This is a genomic window from uncultured Thiodictyon sp., from assembly GCF_903828115.1.
In the GTDB taxonomy this organism is placed as follows: domain Bacteria; phylum Pseudomonadota; class Gammaproteobacteria; order Chromatiales; family Chromatiaceae; genus Thiodictyon.
The window spans coordinates 1-14,548 of record NZ_CAIKKU010000540.1 but is presented as its reverse complement, the minus strand read 5'-3'; the positions used below and the strand labels follow the sequence as shown (position 1 = coordinate 14,548).

Sequence of the window (14,548 nt, the reverse complement as noted above, 5' to 3'; positions counted from 1 at the left end):
CGTTGTCGAGATTATCGTAGCGCCTCGGATTCTCTTGCACCCCAAAGTGCATCGCTCTCCGATTACGATTACGACAACGACAACGACAACGACAACGAATGTGTTTAGCTTGTTCTTGACTCGTTACTTAATGACGCGAAGCCGGCTTGCGGCGAGCGCCGTCAAGCACTGAACGACTTGCCGCAGCCGCAGCTCTGGGCGGCATTGGGATTCTCGAACCGGAAGCCGTTACCCTCCATGCTGTCCCTGAAGTCGACGGTGACGCCGGCCAGCATGGGCGCGCTGGCGGGGTCGACGAAGACCTTCACCGGCCCGCACTCGACGATCGCGTCGTCGGCGCGCGCCGCCCCCTCCAGGGCCACCGCGTATTGCAGGCCGGAACAGCCGCCGCCGGTGACTGCGATGCGCAGGCCGGCAACCGGGTCCGCGGACCCCTTGATGAAACGGCTGACGGCCTTCAGGGCGCTGGGGGTCAGGGTCAACATGGTCGGATGCTCCAAATGGCTTGAGTCTTGCTTCGCTGTTGAGGAGGAAAAAAGCAATCCCCATGCCATGCAGTGAAGAGACTGTATGTCATTGTTGTTGAAGATCTCATAACCCACTGCCGCCGGGCTTGTCGGCTCTGCCACAGCCCTGCGCAGTATTTTGGTCGGATTACCGACAGACCCGCCCAGCCAACCACGGCGCCTGCCGAAAACGGGAGCAAACCCCATGACCCTCGACCAACCGACCCTCGATCAGCTCAATCCCGGCGACCTGGTCTATGCCGCCGCCGCCATCGTCAACGACGGGGGCATCCCGGACCTGGCGGCGGACGCACTGATCGCCGCCCCCGGGACCCGCGGCGTCATCCTCAAGATCGGCCACCTGGAGGAGGACCCGGAGCGCACCCTGTACCTGGTCCGCTTCGAGGGACCCGACCTGGTGCTGGGACCGCCGACCGGGTGTTGGGCGGAGGAACTCGGCACCGAGCGGCCCGCGGCCTGATATCATCGCGACCCTTAGGTGAACTCCGGATCACCTTGTATGCGTACAACCAACCGGAGGTCGAGGCTTCAGCCGGATGCGGCGCCGCTGCCCGCTAAAGCGTCGGCCTCCGGTCGAGTCGCCCCGGCCATCGTAGGTCGAGCCTTCGTGGTACGGAGTTGCTCGGAAATCGCCTTAAGCATCGATGTCAATCCCGGCAGCCCGAACATCGCGACCTCGATCGTAAAGTTCGCCGCCCCGCACCGATGCGAAATTGCTGATTGAATAAACCTAAGAGGCCAGCGATGTGGATCATCTATGCGGTAGCGGCGTCCGTCATCTGGGGTGTGAGCTACGCCTCCAGCGGGCGCGTGATCGAGCATGGCATGGCGCCGCTCACTTTCTTCTTCTATTACGCCTGCTTCGGGGCCATCGCGGGCGCACTCGCGCTGGCGGCGGGCGGGCGACTGGGCGACCTGACGGGCGAACTGCGGGCACTGGGGTCGGACTGGCCCTGGTTCGCGCTCGCCCTGGTCAGTTCCGCCGCCGGCACCCTGCTGATCTACATGGCCATCGGCGAGAAGAACGCCACGCTGGCCTCGCTGATCGAGATTTCGTATCCGATCTTCGTCGCACTCTTCGCCTGGATCTTCTTTCGGCAGAACCAGATCAACGCCATGACCCTCGTCGGCGGCGCCCTGATCATGGGCGGCGTCGTGGTGGTCTTTCTGGCGAATCGGGGCTGATCGGGGCGCCGCGGATCGGCTCAACCTGGCAGGAGTAATTGTTTCACGCAAAGACGCAAAGACGCAAAGTTTTCCAATGCGATATCTCTGCCGCACGGTGCACCTGCCGGGTGACGGGGCCAGCGCTTGCAACGCTCTATTCTTCTTTGCGTTCTTGGCGTCTTTGCGTGAGAACTTCTTTTTCCAGGATCATCGAATCGCCAAGGTCGAGCGCCGCCCGCGTCGGCTGACGCCGAGCGCCGCCAAACCCAGTGCCATCAGCAGGCCAGTCGCGGGTAGCGGGGCGGCAGCGACTCGTCCGGGGCGCACGGCCCAGCCGTAGGACTGACTGCTCTCACCGCTGTAGTTCTGATACCCACTGTTGGTGCTGAAGAACCACGCGAGGCCCGGATTCCACGCAACCTCCGTGCCGGACCAGTACGGGAACGACTGCATATTGACAAAGTAGCCGCCCAGAATGCCCGGAGGATCAGCAAGAATCGATTCACCGGCAGTCAACTCGCCCGCGGTGTAGAACAGTTGCCCAAGGTCGCTGCCGGTGCAGTCGTCGCCGTAGCCTTGGAGCGGAAAGCCATCGATCGGAGCGTAGTGATCGCTGCAGGCCGCGTCCGGCTGCGCGGTGGCGGGGAGGCGCCAGTCGCTCGCCCCGCCATAGCGGATGCTGCCGAGCCATTGGGCCCAGGCCATCGCGCCCCACCAGTTCATCAAGCCACTGCCGGTGTCGAAGTCGCCCGCCACCACCTGGTGCGGTCCGTCCCAACTGGTTGGCACCGTCGGCACCGCGGCGATGATCCGCTCGACCGTGCCGGGGTCGGCGCCGTATTGCGTCTGGAACAGATTGGCATCCGCCACCCAGGTCAGGTTCCGGTCCGACTCCCAGACCAGGTCGACCCCGCCCACCTGGTAATTGACCAGCGTCGCTTGCGCCGCACCGCCCTGCCCCAGCAGCAGCGCCCCCAGCAGCAATCCCGGGCCCGTCGGTGTCGTCCTCATCGCTTGCCTCCGTCTCGTCGGTATGAAAAAGGGTGGTCCGGCCGCGCCGACGCCCGGACTGGTCGCCAAGACAGGAGCGGCGTTGACAACCGCAGGATTACCCCAAAGCAAGCCTGAAGTGAACCGCCATCGGTCAGCGCCGTGCGAACAAGTCCTATAAATCCTTATAAATATAGGTAATACTGTCGATTTCTCAAGCTCACGGACGGCCTCGAATGGTAGCGGGATCGGCGCTTCGCGGTGCCGGGACCCTCAGAACTGCGGCATCCGCGGGGGTGCCGTGCGCCACAGCAAGTCGATCTCGTCCGTTGTCAGCCGGTAGGCCTGATTCACCAGGTCCGACAGCCGGCGCTCCAAGGTGCGGACCTGGGCGGCGCGGGCGCGCTCGGGATCGGCATAGTGCCGGTGGGTCGCGATCAGTTCGGTGATGGCCTTCGGGGTCAGGCGGGGGGCGCCCTTGGGTCGACGCTTGCGGACCTCGGCCACGAAGTCGTCGCCCGTCAGGTCCGCGAAGGCCGCCAGCCGTTGGCCGGGCTGGGTGACACCAAGCTCCAGGCGCAGCCAGTTCAGCAACTCGCGGGCCTGGTCTTGAGACCCCTGGGACAGGGCGAGCAGGGACGCGACCCGCTCCTCGGCCTCGGTGCGGAGCTGCGGTGTCGGCTCGGCGATCGGCAGGGTCGTGGTGAATGAATTGAACAGACGCAGGGCCTCATCCTTGCCGTGTTGGGCGTGGCGCCATAAATAGCCCCACATCAGTGGCGAATTCATTACGGCCAGGGCGAACAGGTCCGTCGTCGGCCAGAAATAGCAGGTGTTGACGAAGTATAACGGCGTATCCGAAAAGGCGAATTGGGGCCGCCAAGCAATATCGGTATGGACGATCTTTGGCTCATCCATCCGTTGCCAATAATCGACGCTATCCTGAATCTCATACCAGGCGTAGCGGCCCGGCTTGCGTCCCGGCCAATCGCCAGATGCCAACTGGTCCCAATCGCTCGGTTTCGATTCAAGGCGGCTGCGGTAACCATTCAGATGCGCCCGGATCGATGGGTAGGCGTCGATGTCGATCCCGCGGCGGGCGAAGATCATCCAGAGCCCTTGCCAATCCGGCACCCACCGCTTGATGTCCTGCCCACGCAGGTAGGGCTTGATGACATCCGCACAGCCCGGGTCCTCGCGGATCAGGGTGGCACGGGTCGCGTCATCGATCAGGAAGGCCTCGTTAAGCCCCGTCAAGACGCCACGGTAGGGTTTTACGCCGACGAACTGGGCGAGCGGCACCCCGCGCCCCCGGACCTTACCCATTAAATCATCCACCTCCGGGGACTCCAGACTCCAGGGCGCGGCACCATAGCGGCCCCAGGGCACCGGGTAGCCGTGCTCGTGGACATAGTTGTCCAGGGACAAGGCGCTCGATCGGTCACGCGGGACCGGGCACACCCTGACCAGGGGCGGACTGTCCGCCGCGGCCGGCGCAACGGGGCGCGGGTGGGCGACGATGATGCAGGGGAAGGTGTCGGCATCCTCGAAGATCGGGGCATGGCCGAAGTCCAGGATCTCGTCGACCTCGGCCCGCTCGGTGAAGAAGCGGCGCAGCGGCTCGCCGTAGCCGGCCCGCAGCCACTTGTTGGTGACGATGTAGCTGAGCTTGCCCCCGGGCGCGAGCAGTTCCAGGCCGCGCTCGTAAAAATAGACATAGAGGTCGGCGACGCCGTGATAGCTCGCATAGCGTTGGGCCAGGTAGGGCTTGAAGGGTCCCAATAGCTCCTGACGTACATACGGCGGATTGCCGACGATCACGTCGAAGCCGCCCTGGGCGAAGACCCCGGGGAAGGCCGCCCGCCAATCAAAGGCGCGGGCATCCGCGGGCAGGGTCACATAGGCCTCGGTCAGGGACGACGGGACCCCCGTGGCCGGCGGCTCCACCAACGAATTGCCGCAGCGGATGTTGCCGTCCAGGGTGTTGAGCGGCCGGTCGCGGCGTGCGGTCTTGAGCCAGAGGCTAAGCTTGGTAATCTCGACCGACTCATTATTCAGGTCGACGCCGAACAGGTTCTCTTGAAGAATCCGGCGGTCCAGGTCGAACAGCCCGAGTTGCCGGGGTGCGCCACTCAACTCCGCGATGCCGCGATTGACCCGCTCGTACTCCCCGCTCAGATAGTCGAAGGCGGCGACCAGGAAGGCGCCCGAACCGCAGGCCGGGTCCAGGACCTTGATGTGTTGCAATACCTCCAGGTAGTCGACCCAGATCCGGAGCCGCGTCTCGGTGGACATGGGACCGGGCTTGCCGGACCGGTACCGGGTCTCAAGGAGGGCATAACGCTCGGCCAGCCAACCGCCGATGGTGCGGGCCGTCATGAAACGGGTAATGAACTCGGGGGTATAGAAGATGCCGTCACGCTTGCGCCGGGAGCCCTCCCGGGCGGCGGCCTCGCCGCGGATGGCCGCGCGAATCGCCTCCAGGTCGGTGATGGACTGCTCGAAGATGTGCCCGAGGATATTGACGTTGAGATCGGTCTCATAGTCGTAACCCGCAAGCGCCTCGATACCGTTCAGGCTGGCATCGGCGACACAGAGGCGATCCAGTGCCGGGTCCAAGGCGAAGAGCCCACCGTTGTAGCCGTTGATCTGCATCGGCGCGTAACCCCGGTCCACTGCCGCGAAGAGTCCGCAGAGTTGCTGCCAGCGCGACACCGGGACGAACCCCTCGGTCTTCACCGTCAGGGCGCGACGCAGCACCTTGGCGGGCAGCAGGCGGGTGTCCTCGCAGAAGCAGATGAAGAGACACCGATCCAGCAGCTTTTGCGCCAGTTCCAGCAGCCGGACCTGGTGGTCCACGGCCTGATCCTCATTGGGTGCCGGGTTGTCGGCCTTGAGCTGGTGGAACAGGTCAAGCCGCAGGTCGCGGTAGAAGCAATAGAACGCCTTGGTGATGCGCTCCTCTTCGACATGGGTCTGATGAACCAGGCGCTCGACCGGGCTCTCGTCGGCCGGGTCGCTCCCGAGCAGGGTGACACGGGACAGCAGGAAAACCCAGGTCTCCAGGGCATCAGGATCAGCCAGGTCGGCGACCTTGAGGCGCTGACAGTAGCCTTGACCGCGGTCGGTGCGGTACAGGCGTACCTCGACGAAGTTGCTGACGATGACCCAGCGGCAGCCATCGACCTTGGCGGCATAGCCGAAGGCCTGCTCCACCGGGGTGAGTTTGCCGTAGCCCGCGCCCTGCTTGGCGTCCAGGTCGGCGCCCGGCCCCTTGAGTTCCAGCACCCCGCGGGTCCGGTCGATGGCCGGGCCGAACCAGCCCAGGCGGGCGTCCGGCGGGCGGTAACCCTTCACCGCGGTGGAACTGGTTTCGGGCTCCATGTGGTGGGTCTCCTCCGCTCCGACGATCTGGCGGTAACCGAGGAGACGGTCAAAAAACTCGCTCAGGAATTGACCCTGGAGGGGCCTTTCCTTCTGGCCCAGGAGGGTGCCGTTGGCGGCACCGGTGGCCCAGGCCGCGGCGATCCGGCGTTGCTCGTCGTCAAGGATAAAGGGGTGCTCGCGCCGAGCCTCGGAGAGGAGACGCGGATTGAACAGGGGTTTCAAGACTTCGGCATCCAGAGGAACCCCTGTAGCCAGACCCGCCCTTCGATATCTTGGCCGACCTGCGGCGCTGCCGCGCCCGCCCAGGCCCGGCGCGTGATCAGAATATCCAGGTCGGCGTCTTCCGCGCCAAAGCGCATCACCGTGGCGCGGACCCGCCAGCCGTCTTGGCCCAGCCAGTCGGAGAACTCGGTTACAGACTTCACCGGTGCATGAACGCTGTAGTCATCCAGGTCCCAGCCACTCACCGGGAGGAACATCGCCGCACCATCAAGGGTCATGGCACAGGTTGCCTCGTGGGGCTCCTCACCTTCCTTCAAGCGTTCGTTCATCCAAGCCACCACGTCAGGATGCTGGTTGATCGTCCACTCGCGCCTCTCGGCCGGGCGCACATCGTAGGCGATGCCGGTCAGAATGAACTCAAACTGCTTTCCCGTCTCATACCAGGCTCGATTGATCAAGTATTGCGTGTCAAAAAAAGTGACTTCGCCGTCGCCCCAGCCGGCGGTAATCTGCGCCTCCAGCCCGCTTTCCCAGACCGTGATCTCGCGCAACCGCAGAGACTGCTGACTACCGGTGCAGGAAAACGGAAACATGCTGACAATGATGTTGTTGGTCGGCTCGGGGCTCAGAATGAGCGCCAGCCCCTGCACCCTGAGCGGCCAAACCAGTTGGAAGCCCCGCGGCCAGTCGTCCGGCAGGGTCCGGTTTGGCTTGCGAGCCTCCCCATAGCCGGTTTGCAGGAGGGCGTCCGGGATGACCGCGGGCAAGCGGCCGATAATCTCCGCCGCGTCGGCAACGAACGGGTCCCAGTGTGAGCCCATAAAATGCTCGGTATTCACGCCCTCCGGGACGAAGGTCGACTCCGGCCATGGCAAGTCCAGGCGGTCGGGTGCCGCCGACGGGGCAATGGCGGGTTTTTCACTCTCCAGCGTCGTTCGCCGCATCAGTTCTTCGCCATGATCGTCAAACGCAATACCCAGATAATCGGTGCCGACGAAGGTCACCGTTGCCATTCCGTGAATGGGATGCTCAAAACGGCTTCCAATCGCTAAGTCTTGGGTGTTCATGCTGTCGTTGCTCTCGCTCTGAAACAAGCTGTCATGCATCCCCTGACCGGCACTCCACCCAGGAGGGCGCCGCAACCTCCGCCCGGCCAGGCCAGTCATGCCCGTCGGCTTCCAACTCCAGTCGCACTGCCTCGGCGATATGCAGCCGCCCAAACAGACGCTCCAGCAGTCCCATCGCTCCGATAGCGGCGAGGTTCGTCAGTGGCGAGGTATTGCTGACGACGCCGGTCATGACTCGGCCTGGCGCAACTCGCTAAGGGCGGCGAGGTCTTCGGCGAGGTCCGATTCATCGTAATGCGGCGGGATGTGCCGGGAGCCTAGCAGTTGACGGAACTGCCATAGCGACAGACCGGCCAGTTCCCGTGACTTGCCGATGGACAGGCGCCGTTGGGCGTAGAGCGCCAGTGCCAGTTCCTGCTTAACCTCCTGCACCGACAACCGCGCGGAGTCCAGGACATCGGTCGGGATCTCGATTTGGGCGACTGCCATGGGCGGTTCCTGACGGGTTGTGCATTGGCGGAGTTTGGTCCCGAGTATACTACCGCGACCTGCACCGGGTTCGGCTCGGGCGGGGCCTCCAGGGTGGCGACAAATGCCTGCCACTCAGCAGCGCTCAGCAGCGCTCAGCGTGAAGTGCCGGTGGGTCTGGAGGATGTCACGGGCCTTGTCCAGGGCCGCGTTCAGGACCAAGCCGGTCAGGGTGTTGCCGCTCACCTCGGCCGCTTCGACCAGCAGGCGTTTGGCGTTGGCGGGCAGACGAATATCAAAGCGTTCAATCGATTCGGGCATGGGCGTCACCGATCCGGGAGATACCCGTGCAGATTAGCACGTCCTTGGGCGCACCGCGGCCGGGCCGCGGCGCCCGGGCTCACACTCTCGTCGAGGGCGAGCGCACCTGCGCCGCGGGCGTGCGCCTGCGCTACCCGCCCCTGGACCCGGGAAGCAGCGCTGCCGGGACCGGCGTTACCGAGCGGGGCTGGTTGAGGAGTGACGCCGGGCTTGGTAAGAACGGTCCGCGAGGCCGCGTTACGGCGACAGCACCGCCCAAGCCACACGCGCAATTCCCGTGCAATACCCAGCGTGGCGGTTATGTCCCGAACCGGCTGACCTGGCGGCTCGGGGGCGCGCACCGCACGCCGTCGAGCGCGCCTCGGCGCGCCGGATCGGCAATCCCGACAACGACCGGCGAGGAGCACACCGAGTGATCGGCGCCTGCTGCTGTGTCTCGGTCAGGAACACGCGGCGGACCTGCGCCGCGCGCTGCGCGGCAATCCGACCGACGACGCGCGCCTCAAGCAGGCCATGGTCGCGGCCATGGCCCTGAGGCCGCGCGGTCACGACTTCGCCCTGACGGGCCGGCCGGTGATCCCGCGGCACATGAATGTCACCCCGCAGGGGCGCAATATACCAACCCAGGGCAACGCCCTGGGATCGCGTTATTTCTATCGGCCTAGCCCTGAAAGGGCGTGACATCAGGAGCCTCGCCGTGATGTCACGCCCTTTCAGGGCTAAGCGCTGCGATAACCCATACCCAGGGCGTTGCCCTAGGCTGGTATGTTCGACCCCGTTGGGGTCGATACGCAAGATAAGCGGAAACCGGGTACCAGGACGGCCTAACGTTCGGTCCGGTCCTATCAGGGCGACGGCCCCGCGGTCAGAGTCGCCAAGCCCGCGTCGGGGACCGCAAAGCCCGGTACACTTGCGTCATTCGTGAACCCAGCCCCGGACTCCCCGATGCGCGCCATGATCCTCGCCGCCGGACGCGGCAACCGCATGCGCCCCCTGACCGACCGAGTGCCCAAGCCCCTGCTGCCGGTCGGCGGCAAGCCGCTGATCCAGTACCACATCGAGCGGCTGGCGGCGGCCGGGGTGCGCGACCTCGTGATCAACCATGCGCACCTGGGCGAGCAGCTCGAGGCCGCGCTGGGGGACGGCGCCCAGTTGGGCGTGACCCTGCGTTACTCCCCGGAGGGCGAGGGCCGGGCGCTGGAGACCGGCGGCGGCATCTTCAAGGCCCTGCCGCTGCTCGGCCCCGGCCCCTTTCTGGTCGTCAACGCCGACATCTGGACCGATTGCCCCTTCGCGGACCTGGACCTGCCCGACGGCGACCTGGCCCACCTGGTGCTGGTCGCGAATCCACCCCAACACACGGCGGGGGACTTTGCCCTGGACGGCGACCGGGTCCGCCGGGACGGCGAGCCGCGTTACACTTTCAGCGGCATCGGGCTCTATCGCCCGGAACTGTTCGCGGGCTGCGCACCCGGGGCCTTTCCCCTGGCCCCACTGCTGCGTCGGGCCATGGACCAGGGCCAGGCGGGCGGGCGCCTCTATCGGGGCGACTGGTTCGACATCGGCACCCCGCAGCGGCTCGACGAGTTGAACCGACGGCTTACCGGCGGCTTACCCCTGCCCGTTACATTACTTTGAGTATTTGAGACGCCCATGCTCCAGGAACTCGACGAACTCCCCGCCGGCCTGCTCGCCACCGACAGCCGCGACCTGGCCCGCGCCCTCGGCGGCCCGACCCTGATCCACCTGACCGGGGGGCGGCAACCGCCCCTCTTCGTCTCGGTCCTGCTGCACGGCAACGAGACGGTGGGCTGGGACGCGGTGCGCGCGCTGCTGCGCGAGCGCATCGCGCGCTTTGGCGAGCCGCGGCTGCCGCGCAGCCTAAGCCTCTTCATCGGCAACGTGGCGGCGGCCGCCCAAGGCCTGCGCCACCTGCCGGGGCAGCCGGACTACAACCGGATCTGGCCCGGGGGCGAACTGCCCCAGTGCGCGGAGACGCAGCTGGCGGCCACGGTGCTCGAGCGCATGACCCGGCGCGGGGTCTTCGCCGGCATCGACCTGCACAACAACACCGGGGCCAATCCACACTACGCTTGTGTCGATCGGCTGGATAGCCGGTCCCTGCAACTGGCGACCCTGTTCGCCCGCACCGTGGTCTATTTCACCGGCCCCACCGGGGTGCAGTCGCTCGCCTTCGCGGACCTGTGCCCGACGGTGACGCTGGAGTGCGGCAAGGTCGGCGAGGCGGCCGGGGTGGTTCGCGCGCGGGGCTTGGTGGACGCCGCCCTGCACCTGGCGGCGATTGCCGACCATCCGGTGGCGCCCCAGGACATCGACCTCTTCCATACCGTCGCCCGGATGTTGGTCCCGCCCGGCCTGAGCCTGGCTTTCCCGCCGTCGGAGGCCGACCTGGTGCTCGATCCGGATCTCGAGCGCTTCAACTTCCGGGAACTGCCGCGCGGGACTGCCTTCGCACGCCTGCGCGACCCGTCCCTGGGGATCGGCTTGCAGGTGCTCGACGAGGGCGGCCGCGATGTCGCGAGCCGGTTCTTTCACCGCGAAGACGGCGAGGTCCGGCTGCGCCGCCCGGCGATGCCCGCGATGCTCACCCACGATCTCACGATCATCCGCCAGGACTGCCTGGGCTATCTGCTGGAGCGCTACAACGATCAGGTCCCGGGGCGCGGCGCCGGACTCTGAGGGCCGACCGGTCGACCTGGCTGATGGTTCTTGCCATCACCCGGCGCCGCGGCCCGGGTGGTCATCCCAGAAAGAGCATTTCTCTCACAGAGACACAAAGATCACTAAGATTTTCAGAGCGATATGTCGGTCGAGGAGGTGACCTGGGCGGTGTTCGGCTCAACGCCTTTAATGATCTGTCTTTCTTTGTGTTCTTTGTGTCTTTGTGAGAGCAATTGCCGGATATAGGTTTATCAGGGGGGTGCCGGATGACTCGCTTGAGTTACGCGCTATGGCTGGCCAGGGTGGCCGGCACCAATGCCCAGTGCCCAGAGGCCCAAATTCAGCGTTACAAAGGACAGCAGCGTGGTCGCCAGGAGCGCCGAGGCGCACTGCTCGCCCTGCCCATAACGCTGGGCGAGCAACGGAAAAATGGTCACCATCGGCAGACCCGCGATGACCAGTGCGGCCTGGGTCAGCGTGGGGTCGAAGGGCGGGACCAGGGCGAGCATGAGCAAGACCGCGAGCGGGTGGACGATCAGCTTGCCCAGCGCGATGCCCGCCGCCGCGCCCAGACCGCGGTGCAAACGCTCCCCGGCCAGGCTCCCGCCGACCGCGAACAGGGCGACGGCCGCCGCGGAGGCGGCCAACAGGTCGATGGTGCGCCCCAGCATCCCGGGCAGGGTCACCCCCAGCCAAGCGCACAGCAGACCGGCCGCGATGGCCAGCAGGATCGGGTTCTTCACCACCAGGAGCGCGACGTTGCGCAGCGGGCGCAGCACCCCGCCATGGCGGCCCTGGGCGTTGAACTCCGCCAGGATCAGGGTCAGAGGCATGATCAGCAGGATCTCCACCATCATGGTCATGGCCACCGCGATCAGGGCCTCGGCACCGAAGAGTTGGCCGACCAAGGCATACCCGATATAGCCGCTGTTGGACATGGACAGGCCCATGCCGAAAAAGGCATTGCCCAGGGGACGGGTGCGGTAGACGGCGCTGCTGACCGCGACCCCGATGGCGTAAGCGATCAGGGACCCGGCGACATAGGCGAACAGAAACTGGGGGACTATGACCTCACCCAGGGGACGCTCGGCCAGGGCATTGAAGACCAGGGCCGGCAGGGCGAAGCTGAGCACATAGCGGCCCATGGCGAGGGTGCCCTCGCGCGGCACCCAGCCGACCCTGACGGCGCCGAATCCCAGGAGGATCAGAAGAAAGATCGGGGCGGTGATAGAGACGATGGCGATCAACTGGGGTTCCTATCTGCCCCGGCGTGGCGTTACCGTTGACGCAGGGTTGCTGTCCGCTCCAGCCTGGGCGGCCCTGTTACGGCTGGCCGGGCGCAGCCCGGTACCGGTGGACGCAGGCTGCGACCGCACGGCCAGCCACCGCGCCTTCTGCGATCAGACCGCAATCCCGCGCGTGCGCAGTTGGGAACGAATGATCGGGTCGGTACGATTCTTGGAAGTCGCCGCCTTCATAAAGACGACGAGGCGGTCGATGTCGCGCACCACCCCCAGCAGTTCATCGTGGTCTTCATTGTTGGAACTGATCGAGCCGAAGGCCAGTTGCATCAGCACCTCGTCATGGCGGGCAATGCCGATCGCGTAGGCCACATAGCAGGCCAGACCGGGGTGCCGATAATGGATATGGACCGCGAAGATGCGCCACGCCTTGAGCCATCCCGCCCACTCCGCGTCGGAGATATCGCGGCGATCGGTGCGCAGGAACAGGATGGTCTTCAAGAATTCCTCGCGCCAGTTCCACTGCGGGGTCGCCCCTTTCACCCGCAGGCGGTCGATCGCGTGGCTATGGTGCACCTGGCAGTGGTCGCACTGATAATAGAGTGCCAGGGCGTAGGCGATATACTCCCGCTCCAGTTCGTCCAGGATGAAGGGGTCCGATTCATCCGGCACGCCGGTGATGGCGTGCGCGTGCAGTTCGTTCAGCACGTCGTTGAACGGCTGGCCCTGGATCGGTTTACGGATGGTTGCCATGGATACTTCTCGATAAGAAAAACAGCATTCTCTAATATAGTACGGCAGAATCTTGTGCGGTGCAACAAAATCCGTCTTGTTGAGTCCATGCACGCCTGAAACCAGGCTTGGTCAGAGGATGAATGACGGCGAGGCTTGCGAATAATCAATGACAATGTGCTGCGATGATCAGCGCCCAAAGTGGGGCTGCCGACTCACTGCCATTAAGTCAAGGCGTACTCGCCGACCGCGTCGCCTCTGCCTGGAGTCCAAGGCTTCAGCCTTGCCTGCTGGGTTTCGCTGCGCTCTACCCAGCCTACCGATCGTGCGCGGACCGGGCCGACGCTTTACCGTGAAAATCAGGCCGGGACCCGGTGGGAGCGGCTTCAGCCGCGACGCGACCGCGCCGGCTGCCGTGGCCTCGTCGCGGCTGAAGCCGCTCCCACGCACGGCTTTCAGCGTCCGGGGTGGCTGGTCTTGCTGCTATGGCCGTTAGCCGGACGGAATCGCTGGGGCGGGCTGGGCCGGGAAACCAGGGAAAAGGGACAACGGACAGGGTTCAAAGGGTCAGAGAGTCCTGGCGAGGCGAAAACCAAGGCTGTCATACGATTCATACCAGATGAACCCGTAACGGGAGGTGGAGTGGCCGTTCGGCGTCACCGGCAGACGTATCGGAGTCGGCCGCGCCCATCCAGAAGCTACCGGCTGGGATCAGGTTCATCAGCGGCCCCTCGGACCCATCGGCAAGCCGGTCACGAAAATCCAACTCGGCCAGATCCATCCAGGAGACCAATGTATCCAACTCGGCCCGCCGGAGCAGCCGACTGCCACTCCCCTGCATCTGGCTCGCCAGCGCGGCGCAAATGCGCCAGAGCGTCGCCTTGTCCGGCGCCGTCTCCAGTTGGCGACGCAGCTTGACTTCCTCCCGGGCCAGCCAACGGTCCACCAGGACCTCGTAGAGGGTGTAGCTGTCCCAGTCACGCTCGCCCGCCTCCATGATGTCCTGGATATGCGCCAGCAACAACGGCCGAAAGCGCAGCGACTCCATAGAGCGGACCACCGCGGCGGCGCGCACCCTCACCGGATTGTCGCGGGCCAGGAGCCGCTGACCCAAGCTATTGGGGAAACGCCGACGCAGATAGGCGTCCACCTGGTCGTCGTCGAAGAGCGAGAGAAAGACCATGGGGCAGGTATAGCCGCCGACCTGGACGCGCCCCGGCCGGCCGAAGGCATCAGCGGCGGTCTCAGGGAAGAACTGGGTCCGGCAGGAGAGAATGACCCGGCGGTAGTTCCTGGTCGCGTCCAGGATTTCGATCAGCCGCCCCACGATGCGGCTCCAGGCGGTCGGGTCCTCGTCCAGGGCATCGAGCAGCAGGACCGTGCGCGCCTGGTTGGGCTGGGCACGCACCGTTTCCAGGGTGTCCGAGCCGAGCTTGAGCAAGCGACAGTCGTAGCCCTTGGGCCAGAAGGCGGTCAGGTGCATGAGCCGGATCATCATCAGGAGCGAGGTCTTGCCCATCCCGGCATCGGAGAGGATGAACAACTGGGTGCGCCCGTCCCCGAGCGGCGTGAAGTCACCCCTCAGAAAGGCGTCGATGAGCTTGCGCAGTTCCTGGTAGAGCGGATTGAGCCAGTTTTCAGAGGCAAAGGAGACTGGATCGAGCATGAGTACCTGCCTGACTGGTTGTCGCGCTGCCGCGGGCTCGATCGCTGTCCCGGACACCGCGTTTTGCCGCGGGGTTGT

At 65.4% G+C, this 14,548-nt stretch carries 16 protein-coding genes; 6 read left to right on the top strand and 10 right to left on the bottom strand.

The annotated features are described in order from the left end of the window. Positions 1-46 precede the first annotated feature (46 nt). On the top strand, positions 47-172 hold the full coding sequence (locus tag QZY48_RS20100; protein ID WP_295434508.1) for a hypothetical protein: 126 nt from the start codon (positions 47-49) through the stop codon (positions 170-172). Here QZY48_RS20100 and QZY48_RS20095 read toward each other — a convergent pair. Next, entirely contained in the window at positions 162-485 is a 324-nt protein-coding gene (locus QZY48_RS20095) for an iron-sulfur cluster assembly accessory protein (RefSeq protein WP_295434506.1), read from the bottom strand. The two genes, QZY48_RS20100 and QZY48_RS20095, sit on opposite strands and share 11 nt — an antisense overlap. A gap of 226 nt (positions 486-711) precedes the next feature. Here QZY48_RS20095 and QZY48_RS20090 point away from each other — a divergent pair, with 226 nt between their 5' ends. Together QZY48_RS20090 and QZY48_RS20085 are read left to right on the top strand one after the other, a co-directional pair. Next, positions 712-987, top strand: a complete 276-nt coding sequence (locus QZY48_RS20090; protein WP_100920727.1) for a nitrogen fixation protein NifZ — start codon at positions 712-714, stop codon at positions 985-987. Between the two features lie 284 nt (positions 988-1,271). Next, positions 1,272-1,712 (top strand): EamA family transporter, encoded by a 441-nt coding sequence (locus QZY48_RS20085; protein ID WP_295434503.1) that lies wholly within the window; start codon positions 1,272-1,274, stop codon positions 1,710-1,712. A gap of 189 nt (positions 1,713-1,901) precedes the next feature. On the opposite strand, the gene QZY48_RS20080 is transcribed toward QZY48_RS20085, so the two are convergent. The 6 genes from QZY48_RS20080 to QZY48_RS20055 all read right to left on the bottom strand — a co-directional run bounded on the left by QZY48_RS20080 (position 1,902) and on the right by QZY48_RS20055 (position 8,149). Further along, positions 1,902-2,705, bottom strand: coding sequence for a hypothetical protein (locus tag QZY48_RS20080; protein ID WP_295434501.1), 804 nt, complete (start codon positions 2,703-2,705; stop codon positions 1,902-1,904). A 252-nt stretch (positions 2,706-2,957) separates the two neighbouring features. Next, a complete protein-coding gene (locus tag QZY48_RS20075; RefSeq protein ID WP_295434499.1) occupies positions 2,958-6,293 on the bottom strand; it encodes a DNA methyltransferase in 3,336 nt (1,111 codons plus the stop codon). Then, positions 6,290-7,399 carry a hypothetical protein gene (locus tag QZY48_RS20070; RefSeq protein ID WP_295434496.1) on the bottom strand — a complete coding sequence of 370 codons (1,110 nt, stop codon included), beginning with the start codon at positions 7,397-7,399 and terminating at the stop codon, positions 6,290-6,292. Before QZY48_RS20070 ends, QZY48_RS20075 begins: the two co-directional genes overlap by 4 nt. Then, positions 7,392-7,592, bottom strand: coding sequence for a hypothetical protein (locus QZY48_RS20065; RefSeq protein ID WP_295434495.1), 201 nt, complete (start codon positions 7,590-7,592; stop codon positions 7,392-7,394). The genes QZY48_RS20070 and QZY48_RS20065 overlap by 8 nt, the downstream gene beginning before the upstream one ends. Further along, on the bottom strand, positions 7,589-7,849 hold the full coding sequence (locus tag QZY48_RS20060; protein WP_295434493.1) for a UPF0175 family protein: 261 nt from the start codon (positions 7,847-7,849) through the stop codon (positions 7,589-7,591). Before QZY48_RS20060 ends, QZY48_RS20065 begins: the two co-directional genes overlap by 4 nt. Before the next feature lie 114 nt (positions 7,850-7,963). Next, positions 7,964-8,149, bottom strand: coding sequence for a DUF1778 domain-containing protein (locus tag QZY48_RS20055; RefSeq protein WP_295434491.1), 186 nt, complete (start codon positions 8,147-8,149; stop codon positions 7,964-7,966). 26 nt (positions 8,150-8,175) lie between these two features. Between QZY48_RS20055 and QZY48_RS20050 the strand changes: the two genes are divergently transcribed. The 3 genes from QZY48_RS20050 (at position 8,176) to QZY48_RS20040 (ending at position 10,849) form a co-directional block, all read left to right on the top strand. Further along, the gene (locus QZY48_RS20050) at positions 8,176-8,565 is read left to right on the top strand and encodes a hypothetical protein (RefSeq protein WP_295434489.1); all 390 of its coding nucleotides are present in this window, start codon (positions 8,176-8,178) and stop codon (positions 8,563-8,565) included. 529 nt (positions 8,566-9,094) lie between these two features. Continuing rightward, complete coding sequence (gene murU, locus QZY48_RS20045; RefSeq protein WP_295434487.1) at positions 9,095-9,787, top strand: N-acetylmuramate alpha-1-phosphate uridylyltransferase MurU; 693 nt, start codon at positions 9,095-9,097, stop codon at positions 9,785-9,787. Positions 9,788-9,802: 15 nt separating this feature from the next. Next, complete coding sequence (locus QZY48_RS20040) at positions 9,803-10,849, top strand: M14 family metallopeptidase (protein WP_295434485.1); 1,047 nt, start codon at positions 9,803-9,805, stop codon at positions 10,847-10,849. A 269-nt stretch (positions 10,850-11,118) separates the two neighbouring features. Here QZY48_RS20040 and QZY48_RS20035 read toward each other — a convergent pair whose 3' ends face one another. The 3 genes from QZY48_RS20035 to QZY48_RS20025 form a co-directional block, all read right to left on the bottom strand. Continuing rightward, positions 11,119-12,078 (bottom strand): AEC family transporter, encoded by a 960-nt coding sequence (locus tag QZY48_RS20035; RefSeq protein ID WP_295434484.1) that lies wholly within the window; start codon positions 12,076-12,078, stop codon positions 11,119-11,121. Positions 12,079-12,231: 153 nt separating this feature from the next. Then, positions 12,232-12,825 (bottom strand): hypothetical protein, encoded by a 594-nt coding sequence (locus QZY48_RS20030; protein ID WP_295434482.1) that lies wholly within the window; start codon positions 12,823-12,825, stop codon positions 12,232-12,234. Between the two features lie 589 nt (positions 12,826-13,414). Next, positions 13,415-14,470 carry a hypothetical protein gene (locus QZY48_RS20025; RefSeq protein ID WP_295434480.1) on the bottom strand — a complete coding sequence of 352 codons (1,056 nt, stop codon included), beginning with the start codon at positions 14,468-14,470 and terminating at the stop codon, positions 13,415-13,417. Positions 14,471-14,548: the final 78 nt, after the last annotated feature.